Source organism: Allobosea sp. 05T438 (genome assembly GCF_056396025.1).
The window spans coordinates 99,652-114,753 of the sequence record NZ_JBFTKQ010000011.1 but is presented as its reverse complement, the minus strand read 5'-3'; the positions used below and the strand labels follow the sequence as shown (position 1 = coordinate 114,753).

The following is a 15,102-nucleotide window of genomic DNA, read 5'->3' as shown; positions in this document are numbered from 1 at the left end:
AGCGCAGACCCGAGAATCGCTTGCCGAACAAGGTGCGGGAGTCTCTTCCGGCCTGAGATGCTCGGGTCAAGCCCGAGCATGACGGTGGTGCTAGCCGCCGCGCTGCTTCTCGATCTCGCGATTGCGCAAATCCTTGCGCATGATCTTCCCCGTCGCGGTCAGCGGCAGTTCCGTCACGAATTGGACCTCGCGCGGGTATTGGTAAGCCGCCAGCCGGTCGCGTACGAAGGCCTGGATCTCGGCTGCCAGTTCGGCCGAGGGCGTCACGTCCGGCTTCGGCAGGACGAAGGCCTTGACGATCTCGGTGCGGACGGGATCGGGCACGCCGACGACCGCGACCATCAGCACGGCGGGATGACGGATGATGCAGTCCTCGATATCGCCGGGCCCGATACGGTAGGAGCCGGAAGAGATGATGTCGTCGTCGCGGCCTTGGAACCAGAAATAGCCGTCCTCGTCGCGCGCGCCGCTGTCGCCAGTGACCAGCCAGTCGCCTATGAATTTCGCCGCCGTCGCCTCGGGCTGGTTCCAGTATTCCAGCATCATCACCGGATCGGGTTTGGCGACTGCGATCAGACCTTGCTCGCCATCTGGTAGTTCGCGCCCTTCCGACGAGATCACCGCGACGCGGTGGCCGGGCACGGCGCGGCCCATCGAGCCCGGCTTCACGGGATAGAGGCTGGCGCAATTGGCGACGAGCAGGTTCGCTTCGGTCTGGCCGTAGAACTCGCTGACCGGGAAACCGAAGGTCTCGCGGCTCCAGTCCAGCATGTCGGCGCCCAGCGTCTCGCCGCCGGTGCCGATCGAGCGCATGGCATAGCCGAAGCGCTTGGGATTGCCGACCTGCCGCATCAGTTTGAGCGCGGTCGGCGGAAGGCGTTGCGCACCTTGTGGCGCGCCATCAGGGCGAAGGCGGCCTCGGGGTCGAATTTGCGGGCGCGGGAGGCCAGCACGGGCACGCCGCAATAGAGGCTGGGCAGGAGCACATCGAGCAAACCGCCGATCCAGGCCCAGTCTGCCGGCGTCCAGAACAGATCGCCGGCCTGCGGGAAGAACTCCTGCGGCATCTGCACACCAGGCAGATGGCCGAGCAGGACGCGGTGGGCATGCAGCGCGCCCTTCGGCTTTCCCGTCGTGCCGGAGGTGTAGATGATCACGGCCGGGTCGTCGGCGCGGGTATCGGCGTGAGTGAAGCTGTCGGAGGCCTTCGCCATCTCCGCCTCGAAATCGAGATGGCCGGCACCGCCGACGACGAATATCCGGCGCAGGCCCGGCAGGGCGTCGCGGATGGCCTCAACCTTGTCGATATTCTCGGCATCGGTGACGAGCACGCTGGCGCCGCTATGGCCGAGGCGGTGCTCCAGCGCCTCGGGACCGAACTGGATAAAGAGCGGCAGCGCGATGGCGCCCAGCTTATAGGCGCCGAGATGGGCGATCGCGGTCTGCGGCGATTGCGGCAAGAGGATGCCGACGCGCTCGCCCGGCCGGATGCCGTGAGCGTTGAGCAGATTGGCGAAGCGGTTCGAGGCGCGGGAGAGATCGTCGAAGGAGAGCGTCGCGACCTTGCCGCCGTCCTCCTCGAAGATCAGCGCCGGCTTGCCGGTGCCGTCGGCATGTGCGTCCGAGCAGGCCGTGCCGATGTTGAAGCGCTCGGGAATGCGCCAGGCGAAGCGGCGCTGCGTGTCGTCATAGGTCGTGCCGCGTTCGAGCATGTCCTCACTCCGGCATTATCGTCTGCCGCAACTAGAGCCTCCATACGAGCACGCGGCAAGGCACGCGCCCGGCATTTTCATGCACCGTGCCGTTGCGGGAACCGGCGTCCTTTCCGGACGTTCTGCCGCCGCCCCCTGCGGAAGAAATCCGATGTCCCTGCCGGCCCTGAACGCCCTCAATTTCTTCATGGCCGATGTCAGGGACGGGCTCGGCCCCTTCCTCGGGGTCTATCTGCAGGAGAAGGGCTGGGGGCCGCAGGACATCGGTTTCGTCATGACGGTCGGCGGGCTCGCCGGGATGGTCGCGACGACGCCGCTGGGAGCCTTCGTCGACGCGACGCGGGCGAAACGCGCGGTGATGATCGCGGCCTCGCTCGCCATCATCGTGGCGAGCCTGACCATGCTTTACGTCCCCAGCCTCTCGGTGACGCTCGGGGCGCAGATCGTACAGGGCGTCGCCGGTGCCGTCATCGCGCCGGCCATCGCTGCGATCACGCTTGGGCTCGTCCGGCAGGCCGGGTTCGCAAAGCAGCTCGGCCGCAACGAAGCGTTCAATCACGGCGGCAACATGTTCGCGGCGCTGGCCGGCGGCGGCCTCGGCTACGTCTTCGGTTTGCAGGCGGTGTTCTGGTTCATGGCCGCGATGGCGGTCGGCGCGATCGCGGCGACGCTCTGCATCCCTGCGGATGCCATCGATCACGAAGCGGCGCGTGGCTGTGAGGCACAGGACGCCGAAGAACGCGATGGCTCCGGCTGGCGGGTGTTGCTGACCTCGACGCCGCTGGTGGTGACCGCGCTGGTGATGCTGCTCTTCCATCTCGGCAATGGCGCGATGCTGCCGCTCCTCGGGCAAGCGATTGTGGCCCGAGGCGAGGGCGACCCGAGCGCGGCGACCGCTTTGACCGTCGTGGTGGCGCAACTGACCATGATCCCGATGGCACTCCTCGCCGCCCGGCTGGCGCAGCGCAGGGGGTACTGGATCGTGATCGTGCTCGCCCTCGTCGCGCTGCCATTGCGCGGGCTCATCGCTGCGAGCTTCCAAGGCTATTGGGTTCTCGTGCCCGTGCAGATTCTCGACGGAGTCGGGGCGGGGCTTCTCGGCGTTGCCCTACCGGGCCTCGTCGCGGGCATTCTGCGGGGCAGCGGACATTTCAATGTGGGATTGGGCGCGGTCATGACCATACAGGGCATCGGTGCGTCACTCAGCCCGACGCTCGGCGGCTCGGTCGCGCAGGCGTTCGGATACCCGGCTGCGTTCCTGACCTTGGGAACCACGGCGATTCTCGCGCTGGTGCTGTGGCTTGTGGCGACGCTGGCTTTCGATGGAAGATGGGCGCGAAGGCCTGCTGGCATCATACCGGCGGAAAAAGAGATCTTTGCCGCGTAGCCGTTCAGACAGCTCGATCGCATGCGGCTTGCGGGAAGGATAAGCTCATGACCAAGCCGATCTGGATCGAAGCTGCGATCAACGGACCCTGGGGCAAGGAGCGCCAGCCGGGCATCCCGATCACCATTCCCGACATCGTCGCCGATGGCATTGCGGCTGCCGAGGCGGGTGCGGCTATCGTCCATCTCCACGTATACGATGTCGCGACCGGCAGGCAGCGCGACGACTGGCAGCTCTATGCGCAGGCGATCGAGGGCATCCGCGCCAAGGTCGACGCCATCATCTATCCGACGATCCCGATCCTCGGCTCCGCCTACGCCGGCGACATGCACGGTTCCGGCCGCTACACCCATCTCGAGGAACTGGCGAAGCGCGGGCTGGTCGAGTGGGGCGTGCTCGATCCCGGTTCCTGCAACTGGACGAGTTTCGCCGGCATCCCGCAGGGCGAGGCCGGCTTCATCTACCAGAACCCCGGCGAGCATATCCGCGAGGGGATGGAGGTGGCTGAGCGCCACAAGATTCATCCGAGCTATGCGATCTACGAGCCGGGCTTCACGCGATTGGGCGCTGCGCTGGCCCAAGTCTATCCGGGCATGCCGACACCGATCTACCGGCTGATGTTCTCCGACGCCTTCGCCTGGGGCTTTCCGCCGCGCGAATGGGCGCTGGAGGCTCATCTGAAGCTGCTGGCGGAGGATGCGCCCGATGCGCCGGTGATGATCGCCGGGCTCGGCGTCGACCTCTCCGGGCTGATCGCGCCCGCCGTTGCGCGCGGCATCCATGTCCGCGGCGGGCTGGAGGATGCACCCTTCGGTGAGATACGCAGCAATGCGGCGCTGATCGCAGATCTCGTCCGCAAGGTCGAGGCCGCGGGAGGCCGCCCGGCGAGCGTCGCCGAGGTGCGCGCCGATCTCGCGGCGCGTGACGCGGTAAGCGGCTCTTGATGGCTTTCGATCGCTAGGCGGCGGTTTCGGCTTCGAGCCGGGCGCGCAGCTGATCGATATCCCGGACGAACCAGAGCGCCGGGCCGTCATTGGTCTCGCGCACGAAATCGCGCAGGGCGCCGCTGCCATCGAGGGCAGCGCTGATGTCGCCGACGATCGCGCAGCGCAGGCGATAATTCGCGAATTTCTGGAAGATCTCGCCGCCGACGCGCGTGCGCAGGTTCAGCACGTCCGGGCCGAGACGCTCGATGGGGATCGCGAGCAGGTCGGCGCTGACGGACCAGGCCTCGCCGATGAAGTCATTCGAGTCGCCCGGGCTGGCCAGGAGCGGTCCGGTGCTGGCGAAGAGGAGGGCGCGGGTGCCGCCGATTTCGATCAGTCGAGACATGGCTCCTGCCTAGTGGCGCCCGCCAGCGGTGACAAGCTGGGCGTCTGCGGAGCCGTTGGCCAAGCTGCCGCATTGGAATGACGGCGACGGCGTCTTAAATGCTGGGGACGAGCGATCCGCGAAAGCGAGCCGATGTCCGAACGCGATAGCGAAGCCAATCGACTTTCCGCCCGTGCCGCGCGATATGCCCGCGTCGGCGCCAATGTCGGCGGGGTGGCGGCGCGGATCGCCGGCTCCCGGCTCTTCGGGGTGGAGGGGCGGGACGCCTCTAATGCCGAGGCGCTGGCCCGGGCTCTCGGCGGGCTGAAGGGCCCGATCATGAAGGTGGCGCAGCTCATCGCCACCATCCCCGACGTCGTGCCGCCCGAATACGCCGCCGAGCTGCAGAAGCTGCAGTCGCAGGCGCCGCCGATGGGCGCCGCCTTCGTGAAGCGCCGGATGATGGCCGAGCTCGGCCCGCAATGGCGCGAGCGCTTCGGCGAATTCGACCTGAAGCCGGCCGCCGCGGCCTCGCTCGGCCAGGTGCATCGCGCGACGACGCTGGGCGGCGCGCCGCTGGCCTGCAAGCTGCAATATCCCGACATGGAATCAGCAGTCGAAGCTGATATCGCGCAGCTCGAGGTGCTGTTCGCGCTGCACCGGCGGATGGGGGCTGTGATTGATACCAGCGAGATCGCCAAGGAAATCGGGGCGCGCGTCCGCGAAGAGCTCGACTATCGCCGCGAAGCCCGGCACATCGCGCTTTATCAAGCCATTCTCGCGGATACGCCGGAAGTGCGCGTGCCGGCGGTCGAGGCGGGGCTCTCGACCCGGCGCCTCCTGACCATGCACTGGCTCGACGGCAGCCCGATCCTCTCGCACAAGCAGGATGGGCAGCAGGCGCGCGACCGCATCTCGACAGCGATGTTCAAGGCCTGGTGGCGCCCCTTCAGCCATCACGGCGTCATCCATGGCGATCCGCATCTCGGCAACTACACGGTGTTCTCGGAGGACGGGGAGCCTGAAGGCATCAACCTGCTCGACTATGGCTGCATCCGCATCTTCCCGCCGTCCTTCGTCGGGGGGGTGGTCGATCTCTATCAGGGGCTGCGGGACGGCGAGGAGGCACGGGTCGTCCATGCCTACGAGACCTGGGGCTTCAAGGGGCTGACCAAGGACCTCGTCGACACGCTCAACATCTGGGCGCGCTTCATCTACGGGCCGCTGCTGGAAGACCGGACACGGCGCATCGCCGAAGATGTCAGCCCGGCCGAATATGGCCGCAAGCAGGCTTTCCAGGTGCATCAGGCGCTGAAGCGGCGCGGGCCGGTGACGGTGCCGCGCGAATTCGTCTTCATGGACCGCGCCGCGATCGGGCTCGGCGGCGTCTTCCTGCATCTCGACGCCGAATTGAACTTCCACCGGCTGTTCGAGGCGGAAATCGAAGGCTTTTCCTTGGTGGGTGTCGCCGAGCGGCAGGGCGCGGCGCTGGCGGATGCGGGTTTGAAGGCGCAGCCCTGACCGGTTCAGTCGCCGCCCCCGCAGTCCCCGCCATCGCCGCCGAAATCGCCGCTTCCTCCATCGCCCCCGGCCGGGCCGTTGTCGCGACGCCAGGCGGCGATCTCCTCTTCGTCGCGTTTGGTCTGCTCTCGCGCCTCGGCGAACCAGCGCCTGGCCTTCTCCCGCAGGGCGGGGTCGAGGGCAAAGGGATCGTCCTTGCTGCTATCCTTTCCAGGATCGTTCACGACAAGCGTCTCCACTCCGTCGCGAGAGGTTTAGCCGAGATCGGGAGGGCCGTCCTTGCCCGCGCCGAAACGATGTTAACGGCGATCATGCGGGGTTGGCGGACACGGGGCAACTTGTGTTCTTTAAATCGATTGAATTGCCGTCAGGGCGTCGCTATTAGTCGAGCAAGCGCCCGCTGAACGATGTCGTGCCGGGGTGCGTTGCGCTGGTGCGTTGCCCGTCCGTCGCGGGTGCGCTACAGGCTTAGAGAGACTGTGTCTTTTTCAGGATCGAGACCATGGCCGACCACGCCCAGCATGCCGACATCCCCGCGATGGACTACGAGGAGCACGAGCGCACCTATACCGGCTTCGTGCACTTCGCCGAGGTCGGCACCGTCGCCTGTCTCGCGATCGTCGCGGCGCTCGCGGTCGGTGGCTCCAAACATGCCTGGGGCACTGCGCTGATCGGAACGATTCTTGCGGTGATCGGCGCCGGTGTCGGCATTGCTGCTCCCTCGATCTCGTGGCGCGCGCCGGTCGTCGCGCTGGTCCTGATGTTGCTCGCCCTCCTGCTGCTCTGACCGTCTTCCCATAACGCCGGAAAGGCCTGCCCCACCATGCGCATTGCTGTCCCAGCCGAAACGCAAGGGGCGGAAACCCGCGTCGCCGCGACGCCGGAGACCGTCCGCAAGTTCAAAGGCCTTGGAGCCGAGGTGGTGATCCAGGCTGGGGCGGGCAAAACCTCCGGCATCCCCGATGCGGAGTATGAGGCAGCTGGCGCAACGATCGCGAAGACGGCCGAGGAGGCGCTGAAGGGCGCCGAGATCGTGCTGAAGGTGCGGCGCCCGGGCGAGGCCGAGATAGCCGGCCTGCCGGCGGGCGCACTCGTCATCGCGACGATGGACCCCTACGGCAACGAGGCGCAGGTCGAGGCGCTGGCCAAGGCCAATGTCGCGGCCTTCGCCATGGAGTTCATGCCGCGCATCACCCGCGCCCAGGTGATGGACGTGCTCTCCTCGCAGGCGAATCTTGCCGGCTACCGCGCCGTGATCGACGCGGCGGGCGAATACGGCCGTGCGCTGCCGATGATGATGACGGCGGCGGGCACCGTGCCGGCCGCGAAGATCTTCGTAATGGGCGTCGGCGTCGCCGGCCTGCAGGCGATCGCCACCGCGCGCCGCCTCGGCGCTATCGTCACGGCTACCGACGTGCGCCCCGCCACGAAGGAACAGGTCGAATCGCTCGGTGCCAAGTTCCTCGCCGTCGAGGACGAGGAGTTCAAGCAGGCGCAGACGGCGGGCGGCTACGCCAAGGAGATGTCCAAGGAGTACCAGGCGAAGCAGGCGGAGCTGACAGCCAGCCACATCGCCAAGCAGGACATCGTCATCACCACCGCGCTGATCCCGGGCCGCCCGGCGCCGAAGCTGATTTCGGCGGCAATGGTGGAGAGCATGAAGCCCGGTTCCGTGATCGTCGACCTCGCGGTCGAGCGCGGCGGCAACTGCGAACTGGCCAAGCCCGGCGAGGTCGTGACGACGGACAACGGCGTCAAGATCGTCGGCCATCTCAACGTGCCCGGGCGCCTGGCCGCGACCTCCTCCTCGCTCTACGCCAAGAACCTCTTCGCCTTCGTCGAGACGCTGATCGACAAGGCCGAGAAGAAACTCGCGGTGAACTGGGACGACGAGCTGGTCAAGGCGACCGCCCTGACGAAGGACGGTGCCGTCATCCATCCGAATTTCGCGCCGAAGGCCTGAGCGAAGGAATTCCGACCATGGCAACTCCCTCTCCCGAACAGGCTCTGGAACAGGCCCGCAACGCGGCCGCTCTCGCCAAACAGGCGGCCGAGCTCGCCGAGCGCTACGCCGACCAGGCTGCAGCTGCCGCCAGCATCGCAACCGGCGGCGTCGATCCGACGGTGTTCCGCCTCGCCATCTTCGTGCTCGCCGTCTTCGTCGGCTATTACGTCGTCTGGTCGGTGACGCCGGCGCTGCACACGCCGCTGATGTCGGTCACCAACGCGATCTCCTCGGTCATCGTCGTCGGCGCCCTGCTGGCGGTCGGCGTCTCGGCGGCGGATGCGCTGGGCGACGGGCCGATCTGGGCCAAGCTCTTCGGCTTCGTCGCGCTGATCCTGGCCTCGGTGAACATCTTCGGCGGCTTCCTCGTCACCGAGCGCATGCTCGCGATGTACAAGAAGAAGGGCTGACGCATGGCCGCGAACCTCTCAGCCCTCCTCTACGTCGTTTCGGGCGTCCTCTTCATCATGGCCCTGCGGGGCCTGTCGCATCCGACGACCTCGCGACAGGGCAACCGCTACGGCATGATCGGCATGGCGATCGCCATCGTCACGACCGTGCTGTTCTTCCCGCCTGCCGGCTTCTCCGGCTGGCTGCTGGTCGTGGTCGGCATCGCCATCGGCGGCGGCGCCGGCGCCTATATGGCCAAGCGCGTGCAGATGACGCAGATGCCGCAGCTCGTCGCCTTCTTCCACTCGCTGGTCGGCCTCGCCGCCGTGCTGGTGGCGGCGGCGGCGCTCTACGCCCCGGACGCCTTCGGTATCGGCCGCACCGGCGCGATCCACGGCTCGAGCCTGTTCGAGATGGCGCTCGGCGTCGCGATCGGCGCGATCACCTTCACCGGCTCGATCATCGCCTTCCTCAAGCTCGACGGGCGGATGAGCGGCAAGCCGATCATGCTGCCGCAGCGCCACGGCATCAATATCGGCCTCGGCATCGCGCTCGTCGTGCTGCTCGCGATCTTCATCAAGAGCGAGAGCCATGCGGTCTTCTGGCTGATCGTCGTGGTTTCGCTGGCTCTCGGCATCCTGCTGATCATCCCGATCGGCGGCGCCGACATGCCGGTCGTGGTCTCGATGCTGAACTCCTATTCCGGCTGGGCTGCGGCCGGCATCGGCTTCACGCTCGGCAATATGGCGCTGATCATCACCGGCGCTCTGGTCGGCTCCTCCGGCGCGATCCTGTCCTACATCATGTGCAAGGCGATGAACCGGAGCTTCATCTCCGTCATTCTCGGCGGCTTCGGCGGCGACGATGCAGCGGCTGGCGCGGGCGGCGCGGCCGAGGCGCGGCCGGTCAAGCAGGGCTCGCCGGACGACGCTGCCTACATCATGAAGAACGCCGGCAAGATCATCATCGTGCCGGGCTACGGCATGGCGGTGGCCCAGGCGCAGCATGCGCTGCGCGAAATGGCGGACACGCTGAAGAAGGAGGGCGTCGAGGTCAAATACGCCATCCACCCGGTGGCGGGCCGCATGCCCGGCCACATGAACGTGCTGCTGGCCGAAGCCAACGTGCCTTATGACGAGGTCTTCGAGCTGGAGGACATCAACTCGGAATTCGGCCAGGCCGATGTCGCCTTCGTCATCGGCGCCAACGACGTCACCAACCCGGCGGCCAAGACCGACAAGTCCTCGCCGATCTACGGCATGCCGATTCTCGACGTCGAGAAGGCCAAGACCGTGATCTTCATCAAGCGCGGCATGGCGGCTGGCTATGCCGGCGTCGAGAACGAGCTGTTCTTCCGGCCCAACACGATGATGCTGTTCGGCGACGCCAAGAAGGTCACCGACGAGATCGTCAAGGCGATGGCGCACTGAGAACACGCCCCCGCAAAAGTGGCGCCACTTTTGCGATGCGGACTGGTTCCAGGCGAAACGCCCCGCCGTCATCGGATTGCTGCAAAGGGCCGGCTTGATCGCCGGCCCTTTCGCTTTCCGGGCGTGCCGTCGTGATCGTCCTGCGCCTTCTGAAGCTGATCGCAGTTCTGGGTGTCGCCGGCTATCTCGCGATGCTCGGCATGCTCTACGCCCGGCAGCGGGAGCTGTTGTATCCGCGCGATCCAGCGAAGGCAGACATTGCCACGGCGGGCCTCGTCGCGGCCGAGGAGGCGACCATCGCGACCGCGGATGGCGAGCGGCTCATCGCCTGGATCGTGCCGCCGCGGGCCGACAAGCCGGTCCTGCTCTATTTCCACGGCAATGCCGGCAATCTCGCGCGGGCCGGCCGGGTGGGGCGATTCCGGGCGCTGACGGAGGATGGCACGGGGCTCTTCGCGGTGAGCTATCGCGGCTATGGCGGCTCGACCGGCAGCCCGAGCGAGGAGGGGCTGCTGCAGGATGCCCGGGCCGCCTATGGCGCTGCCGCAGACCGTTTCGGCACGGGGCGGCTGGTCGGCTACGGCGAGTCGCTTGGGACCGGCGTGCTGCTGAAACTGGCGGCGGAGGTGCCGCTCAAGGCCGTGGTGCTGGAGGCGCCTTACCTCTCGATCGCCGCCGTCGCGCAGGAACGCTATCCTTACGCCCCGGTCGGATCGTTCATGAAGGACCAGTTCCACTCGGATGAGGTCGTCGGGCGCCTCAAGACGCCTTTGCTCGTCATGCATGGCGAGCGGGACAAGGTCATTCCCTTCGCCCAAGGGAGGGCTCTTTATGAGCTCGCCAACGCGCCGAAGCGTTTCCTGCGCTTTCCCTATGGCGGGCACGAGGATCTGCCGCAATATGGCTCGCTCGCCGAGGTGCGACGCTTCCTCGCCGATGTCGCGGGAGGCAGGCTGAGCGGGGCCGAAACCCGGACGGTGGGCGAGCCGGCAACCAGGGCCGGCTCCGCGCCGTGATCAGCTGCGGAAGAAGCCGCCGCCGCCGAGACGTGACTGGCCTGCGCGAGCCTGGGCGTTGTTGCCGTCGAGGCTGAGCGCACGCTGATAGGCCTCCGAAGCCTCCGTCTTCTTGCCGAGCTTCTCGAAGGCGAAGCCGCGGCCAGCCCAGGCATCGGCATTGCGGTTGTCGACGTTGAGCGCGGCGGTGAAATCCTCCAGCGCCGCGTCGTATTTGCCGAGCGCGTTCAGGCTCTGGCCGCGGGCGATATAGGGCGGCGCGGTGTAGGGGTTCCGGTCGATCACCGAATCGAAATCGGTGACGGCATGCTGGTGCTGGCCTTCCTTCTGGTAAACGAGCCCGCGGGCGTGGAAGGCTTCGGCCGCTTCCGGGTTGAGGCGGATCGCGGTGTTGAGGTCGGCGATGGCCTGCTGGCTGTTGCCCTGCTGGCGCAGCAGGTTGGCGCGGGCGACATAGGCCGGCGCATAATTCGCATTGGCCGTCGTGGCGCGGTTGAAATCCGCGAGCGCGGCGTCGTTCCGGCCGCTCTGGCGCAGTGCCAGGCCGCGATTCGTATAGGCCGAGGCGAGGTTCGGATCGAGCTGGACCGCCTTGGTGAAGTCCCCGATCGCATCGGAGAAGCGGCCGACGCGGGCATAGGCCGCACCGCGAAGATTGTAGGCGCCGGGGTCGTTCGGATTGCGGCTGATGACCTCGGTCAGCGAGCCGATATTGACGTTGGCGTCGGCGGTATCGCGGGTGTCGAGCTCGGCGATAGCGGGCTGCGAGGAGAGGCCGGAGACGGTGTCGCATCCTGCGAGCGCAAGCGCCATGCCGGCGGCGGCCAGCCAATATCTGCCTCGGATCATGCTCTGCCTCTTTGGTTCCGTGCTTCGCCTGCCGCATGGCCTCCGCGCGGAAGGCTCATCCGGCACAAGGCCGGACACGGCGTCTCTGCGCTCCCAACCGACAGCGCCTCGCGGAAGAGAACGCCTGAAACCCGCCAAAACTTGGTTAACATGGCTGAAAAGCAAGAGCGCCCGGAGGGGTCTCCAGGCGCGTTTCGCTATCGGCCCTGGGTCCTGGACGGCTCAATGGCCGCCCGGGAATCGATCAGGGACGCTTCGGCTTCACCGGCGCGGGCAGGAGACCTTCGCGCTGCATCTTCTTGCGGACGAGCTTGCGAGCGCGACGGACGGCCTCGGCCTTCTCACGCGCCTTCTTCTCGGAGGGCTTCTCGTAGTGACCGCGGAGCTTCATCTCACGGAAGATACCTTCGCGCTGCATCTTCTTCTTGAGAGCGCGGAGAGCCTGGTCGACATTGTTGTCGCGAACGAGAACCTGCACGTGAAACGTCCGTCCTTAGCGGTTGATCCAAAAATGAGGGCCGGCGATGACACGAGGCACATCGCTCGAAGGTTCGTGCGGATAGCAGAATTCATTTTGCCTGTCCACGCCGAAAACCCGTGAAAACCGGGGTTTGTGGCGGTTTCAGGTTGGCGCTGTGCCGAAGGCCTAGACTCCGTCGCGGGTAATGCGCGTGACGTGGCCCATCTTGCGGCCGGGGCGGGCGTCGCGCTTGCCGTAAAGATGCAGATGAGCGCCGGGCTCGGCGAGGATCTCGCGCCAGCGCAGCGCGGCATCGCCAATCAGATTCTCCATCTCGATATGGCCGCGCCTGGTGGCGGACCCGAGCGGGAAGCCACAGACGGCGCGGACATGCTGGTGAAACTGCGATGTCTGCGCGCCTTCGCTGGTCCAGTGCCCGGAATTGTGGACGCGCGGGGCGATCTCGTTGATGACGATGCGCTCGGCCTCGCCCTCTTCGAGCACGAACATCTCGACGGCGAAAACGCCGACATAGCCCAGTGCCTCGCCGATGCGGTGTGCGGCATCGATGGCGGCGTGCGAAGCCTCGGCGGAGAGATTCGCCGGCACATGAGTGAAGGCGAGGATGTGGTCGCGGTGCTCGTTCTCGCAGACGTCGAAGGCGGCGAAGGCGCCATCCAGCCCGCGGGCAGCAATGACCGAGACTTCGCGGACGAAGGGCACGAAGCCTTCGAGGATCGCGGGAAAGCGACCGATCGCTTCGTGGGCTTCGCCGAGATCGCTGCCGGGCGCGATCTTGACCTGGCCCTTGCCGTCATAGCCGAAGCGGCGGGTCTTGAGCACGCAGGGGCGCCCGAGGGCGGCGACTGCAGCCTCGAGATCGGCCTGCGAATCGACGGCGCGGAAGGGGGCGACGGGCAGGCCGAGATTGGCGATGAAGCGCTTCTCGCTGAGCCGGTCCTGGGTGACCGCAAGCGCGCGGGCGCCGGGGTGCAGCGGGGTGCGGCCGGCGAGGAACGCGGCGGTCGCGGCGGGAACGTTCTCGAATTCGTAAGTGACCACGTCGACCGCACCGGCGAAGGCGGCGAGCGCCGCCTCGTCCTCATACTCGGCGATCGTGTGACGGGCGGCGACATCGAAAGCCGGGCTGTCGGCCTCGGGCGCGAAGATATGGCAGCGCACGCCCAGATCGGCGGCCGCGAGCGCCATCATGCGGGCGAGCTGGCCGCCGCCGAGGATGCCGAGCACGGCGCCCGGCGCAAGGCCGGTGGGAACGGGGGGGCTCATGCGTCCTCGCGGCTGGGGCGCTCGGCGATGCCGGCGCTCTGTCGGGCGCGATAGGCATCCAGCCGCTCGGCCAGCTTCGCGTCCGAAAGCGCGAGCACTGCAGCGGCGAGAAGGGCGGCGTTGACCGCGCCCGCACGGCCGATGGCGAGCGTCCCGACGGGGATGCCCGCCGGCATCTGCACGATGGAGAGCAGGCTGTCCTGTCCCGACAGCGCCTTGGATTCGACCGGCACGCCGAAGACCGGCAGCGGCGTCAGCGAAGCGGTCATGCCCGGCAGATGGGCGGCCCCGCCGGCACCTGCGATCACCACCTTGAAGCCCTCAGCCTTGGCGCCCTTGGCGAAGGCGAAAAGACGATCGGGCGTGCGATGAGCCGAGACGATGCGGGCGTCATAGGGAATGGCGAGCGCGTCGAGCGCTTCCGCGGCATGGCGCATCGTCGCCCAGTCGGACTGGCTGCCCATGATGATGGCGACGGGAGGGTTGGTCTCGGCCATGGATGCGCTCAAGGCTCCGCTTAGGGAAGCGCGCGATCTAGACCGTCCCGCGCTCGGTAAGCAAGGGCGAATCGGGCCTGCGCTGCCGGAAAAGGCATCACGTCAGGCGATGATATCGGGCGTCAGCGCGTCCTCGATCTGCGCGATGCGGTCCTTCAGGTAGAGCTTGCGCTTTTTCAGCCGCTGCACCTGAATCTGGTTGATCGCGCCGACCCGCTCCAGCGCATCGATGGCGCTGTCGAGATCGCGGTGTTCCTCGCGTAGCCGCGCCAGCTCCGCGGTGAAGGTCTCGACCTCTTCCGGGCTGAGCTCGAATCCCATGGCCATCTCATCATCGCCGCACTTGGGCGCAACTATGCCTTTGCCGCTGCGCGCCCTGCAAGAGCGTCCGCGGCGGTACGAGGGCCGGAAGGTCGTCCTATTCACGGCTTTCCGGGACCGAGCTGGCGAGGATCACAGAATCTCATGAATACCGTGTGACATCACAGGGAAGACGTGAAGCCGGCTCTATGTCAGATTGAGGCGTCAACCGCTCATCAGGAGGATCCAGATGTCGTTGCAAACCCGTCTTGCGGAACTTGAGCGCAAGCACCGTCAGCTCGAAGACGCGATCGCGCAGGCCGTTTTGAGCCCGTCCTCGAGCGACCTCAGCGTGGCTGAGCTGAAGCGGAAGAAGTTGCAACTGAAGGATGAGATCGAGCGCGTAAGGCAGACGATGCCGGTGCGCACCTTGCATTGAGGCCAGAGCGGGCGACCCAGCCCGCCAAGGATTCGACGATTCCAGAATTCGACGATGCGGATGAGCCGGCCCCCCGAAAGGGGCCGGTTTTTTTGTCGACGCCGTCTTCGCGCAGGGTCGTCAACAGGATGACGCAATCGCGCAGGAACATCTTGCTCAGTCAGCCGTTGAGGCCGGGCGTTCGTGCAAAGGGGAGGTAGCCTTGGGCATCGTCTGGACCATCATCATCGGCTTCATTGCCGGCGTCGTCGCCAAGTTCATCATGCCGGGATCGAACGAGCCTTCCGGGTTCGTGCTGACCACGATCCTCGGCATCGTCGGCGCCATCGTGGCGACCTATCTCGGCCAAGCGCTCGGCTGGTACGCGCCGGGCCAAGGCGCGGGGCTGATTGGCGCAGTTGTCGGCGCGATCGTCGTGCTCGTCATCTGGGGCGCCCTATCCGGCCGCAATCGTGCGGTCTGATCCACGCGAGCCTATTCCAGGACAGAGGAGTGATT

At 66.8% G+C, this 15,102-nt stretch carries 17 protein-coding genes and 1 pseudogene; 10 read left to right on the top strand and 8 right to left on the bottom strand.

The features are described 5' to 3' along the window. Positions 1 to 90: 90 nt before the first annotated feature. A pseudogene (locus tag AC1DIN_RS20580) lies at positions 91 to 1,712 on the bottom strand (acyl-CoA synthetase). 151 nt (positions 1,713 to 1,863) lie between these two features. Here AC1DIN_RS20580 and AC1DIN_RS20575 point away from each other — a divergent pair. Both AC1DIN_RS20575 and AC1DIN_RS20570 read left to right on the top strand, forming a co-directional pair. After that, positions 1,864 to 3,099: an MFS transporter gene (locus AC1DIN_RS20575; protein ID WP_476811125.1), complete on the top strand. Its 1,236-nt coding sequence runs from the start codon at positions 1,864 to 1,866 to the stop codon at positions 3,097 to 3,099. 47 nt (positions 3,100 to 3,146) lie between these two features. Next, positions 3,147 to 4,043: a 3-keto-5-aminohexanoate cleavage protein gene (locus tag AC1DIN_RS20570; protein ID WP_476811124.1), complete on the top strand. Its 897-nt coding sequence runs from the start codon at positions 3,147 to 3,149 to the stop codon at positions 4,041 to 4,043. A gap of 13 nt (positions 4,044 to 4,056) precedes the next feature. Here AC1DIN_RS20570 and AC1DIN_RS20565 read toward each other — a convergent pair whose 3' ends face one another. Then, positions 4,057 to 4,431 (bottom strand): DUF4180 domain-containing protein, encoded by a 375-nt coding sequence (locus AC1DIN_RS20565; protein WP_476811123.1) that lies wholly within the window; start codon positions 4,429 to 4,431, stop codon positions 4,057 to 4,059. A 132-nt stretch (positions 4,432 to 4,563) separates the two neighbouring features. Between AC1DIN_RS20565 and AC1DIN_RS20560 the strand changes: the two genes are divergently transcribed. Continuing rightward, positions 4,564 to 5,931, top strand: a complete 1,368-nt coding sequence (locus AC1DIN_RS20560; protein ID WP_476811122.1) for an ABC1 kinase family protein — start codon at positions 4,564 to 4,566, stop codon at positions 5,929 to 5,931. 5 nt (positions 5,932 to 5,936) lie between these two features. Here AC1DIN_RS20560 and AC1DIN_RS20555 read toward each other — a convergent pair whose 3' ends face one another. Then, positions 5,937 to 6,155, bottom strand: coding sequence for a hypothetical protein (locus tag AC1DIN_RS20555; protein WP_476811121.1), 219 nt, complete (start codon positions 6,153 to 6,155; stop codon positions 5,937 to 5,939). Between the two features lie 278 nt (positions 6,156 to 6,433). On the opposite strand from AC1DIN_RS20555, the gene AC1DIN_RS20550 reads away from it, so the two are divergent. From AC1DIN_RS20550 to AC1DIN_RS20530, 5 genes are all read left to right on the top strand, one after another. Beyond that, positions 6,434 to 6,718: an aa3-type cytochrome c oxidase subunit IV gene (locus tag AC1DIN_RS20550; RefSeq protein ID WP_441472945.1), complete on the top strand. Its 285-nt coding sequence runs from the start codon at positions 6,434 to 6,436 to the stop codon at positions 6,716 to 6,718. A gap of 36 nt (positions 6,719 to 6,754) precedes the next feature. Next, entirely contained in the window at positions 6,755 to 7,894 is a 1,140-nt protein-coding gene (locus AC1DIN_RS20545) for a Re/Si-specific NAD(P)(+) transhydrogenase subunit alpha (protein WP_441472944.1), read from the top strand. A gap of 17 nt (positions 7,895 to 7,911) precedes the next feature. After that, positions 7,912 to 8,346 carry an NAD(P) transhydrogenase subunit alpha part 2 gene (locus AC1DIN_RS20540; protein WP_476811120.1) on the top strand — a complete coding sequence of 145 codons (435 nt, stop codon included), beginning with the start codon at positions 7,912 to 7,914 and terminating at the stop codon, positions 8,344 to 8,346. A gap of 3 nt (positions 8,347 to 8,349) precedes the next feature. Further along, positions 8,350 to 9,756: an NAD(P)(+) transhydrogenase (Re/Si-specific) subunit beta gene (locus tag AC1DIN_RS20535; protein ID WP_476811119.1), complete on the top strand. Its 1,407-nt coding sequence runs from the start codon at positions 8,350 to 8,352 to the stop codon at positions 9,754 to 9,756. A 131-nt stretch (positions 9,757 to 9,887) separates the two neighbouring features. Beyond that, the gene (locus AC1DIN_RS20530; RefSeq protein ID WP_476811118.1) at positions 9,888 to 10,772 is read left to right on the top strand and encodes an alpha/beta hydrolase; all 885 of its coding nucleotides are present in this window, start codon (positions 9,888 to 9,890) and stop codon (positions 10,770 to 10,772) included. Here the strand turns inward: AC1DIN_RS20530 and AC1DIN_RS20525 are convergent, their stop codons facing one another. The 5 genes from AC1DIN_RS20525 to AC1DIN_RS20505 all read right to left on the bottom strand — a co-directional run bounded on the left by AC1DIN_RS20525 (position 10,773) and on the right by AC1DIN_RS20505 (position 14,186). Then, the gene (locus tag AC1DIN_RS20525; RefSeq protein WP_441472940.1) at positions 10,773 to 11,621 is read right to left on the bottom strand and encodes a tetratricopeptide repeat protein; all 849 of its coding nucleotides are present in this window, start codon (positions 11,619 to 11,621) and stop codon (positions 10,773 to 10,775) included. It abuts the gene before it with no gap. Between the two features lie 244 nt (positions 11,622 to 11,865). Further along, entirely contained in the window at positions 11,866 to 12,099 is a 234-nt protein-coding gene (gene rpsU / locus AC1DIN_RS20520; protein WP_441472939.1) for a 30S ribosomal protein S21, read from the bottom strand. A 168-nt stretch (positions 12,100 to 12,267) separates the two neighbouring features. Next, positions 12,268 to 13,368 (bottom strand): 5-(carboxyamino)imidazole ribonucleotide synthase, encoded by a 1,101-nt coding sequence (locus tag AC1DIN_RS20515; RefSeq protein WP_476811117.1) that lies wholly within the window; start codon positions 13,366 to 13,368, stop codon positions 12,268 to 12,270. Continuing rightward, positions 13,365 to 13,865: a 5-(carboxyamino)imidazole ribonucleotide mutase gene (gene purE / locus AC1DIN_RS20510; RefSeq protein ID WP_441472937.1), complete on the bottom strand. Its 501-nt coding sequence runs from the start codon at positions 13,863 to 13,865 to the stop codon at positions 13,365 to 13,367. Before purE ends, AC1DIN_RS20515 begins: the two co-directional genes overlap by 4 nt. 102 nt (positions 13,866 to 13,967) lie before the next feature. Next, positions 13,968 to 14,186, bottom strand: a complete 219-nt coding sequence (locus AC1DIN_RS20505; RefSeq protein ID WP_441472936.1) for a YdcH family protein — start codon at positions 14,184 to 14,186, stop codon at positions 13,968 to 13,970. A gap of 229 nt (positions 14,187 to 14,415) precedes the next feature. Between AC1DIN_RS20505 and AC1DIN_RS20500 the strand changes: the two genes are divergently transcribed. Continuing rightward, positions 14,416 to 14,604, top strand: a complete 189-nt coding sequence (locus tag AC1DIN_RS20500; protein WP_441472935.1) for a YdcH family protein — start codon at positions 14,416 to 14,418, stop codon at positions 14,602 to 14,604. Between the two features lie 202 nt (positions 14,605 to 14,806). Next, on the top strand, positions 14,807 to 15,067 hold the full coding sequence (locus AC1DIN_RS20495; RefSeq protein ID WP_441472934.1) for a GlsB/YeaQ/YmgE family stress response membrane protein: 261 nt from the start codon (positions 14,807 to 14,809) through the stop codon (positions 15,065 to 15,067). Positions 15,068 to 15,102: the final 35 nt, after the last annotated feature.

Excerpts from the sequence above, each read along its gene's own strand:
- AC1DIN_RS20575 (WP_476811125.1), top strand. The coding sequence starts at position 1,864 with ATGTCCCTGCCGGCCCTGAACGCCCTCAATTTCTTCATGGCCGATGTC.
- AC1DIN_RS20570 (WP_476811124.1), top strand. The coding sequence starts at position 3,147 with ATGACCAAGCCGATCTGGATCGAAGCTGCGATCAACGGACCCTGGGGC.
- AC1DIN_RS20565 (WP_476811123.1), bottom strand. The coding sequence starts at position 4,431 with ATGTCTCGACTGATCGAAATCGGCGGCACCCGCGCCCTCCTCTTCGCC.
- AC1DIN_RS20560 (WP_476811122.1), top strand. The coding sequence starts at position 4,564 with ATGTCCGAACGCGATAGCGAAGCCAATCGACTTTCCGCCCGTGCCGCG.
- AC1DIN_RS20550 (WP_441472945.1), top strand. The coding sequence starts at position 6,434 with ATGGCCGACCACGCCCAGCATGCCGACATCCCCGCGATGGACTACGAG.
- AC1DIN_RS20545 (WP_441472944.1), top strand. The coding sequence starts at position 6,755 with ATGCGCATTGCTGTCCCAGCCGAAACGCAAGGGGCGGAAACCCGCGTC.
- AC1DIN_RS20540 (WP_476811120.1), top strand. The coding sequence starts at position 7,912 with ATGGCAACTCCCTCTCCCGAACAGGCTCTGGAACAGGCCCGCAACGCG.
- AC1DIN_RS20535 (WP_476811119.1), top strand. The coding sequence starts at position 8,350 with ATGGCCGCGAACCTCTCAGCCCTCCTCTACGTCGTTTCGGGCGTCCTC.
- AC1DIN_RS20525 (WP_441472940.1), bottom strand. The coding sequence starts at position 11,621 with ATGATCCGAGGCAGATATTGGCTGGCCGCCGCCGGCATGGCGCTTGCG.
- AC1DIN_RS20515 (WP_476811117.1), bottom strand. The coding sequence starts at position 13,368 with ATGAGCCCCCCCGTTCCCACCGGCCTTGCGCCGGGCGCCGTGCTCGGC.
- purE (WP_441472937.1), bottom strand. The coding sequence starts at position 13,865 with ATGGCCGAGACCAACCCTCCCGTCGCCATCATCATGGGCAGCCAGTCC.
- AC1DIN_RS20505 (WP_441472936.1), bottom strand. The coding sequence starts at position 14,186 with ATGGGATTCGAGCTCAGCCCGGAAGAGGTCGAGACCTTCACCGCGGAG.
- AC1DIN_RS20500 (WP_441472935.1), top strand. The coding sequence starts at position 14,416 with ATGTCGTTGCAAACCCGTCTTGCGGAACTTGAGCGCAAGCACCGTCAG.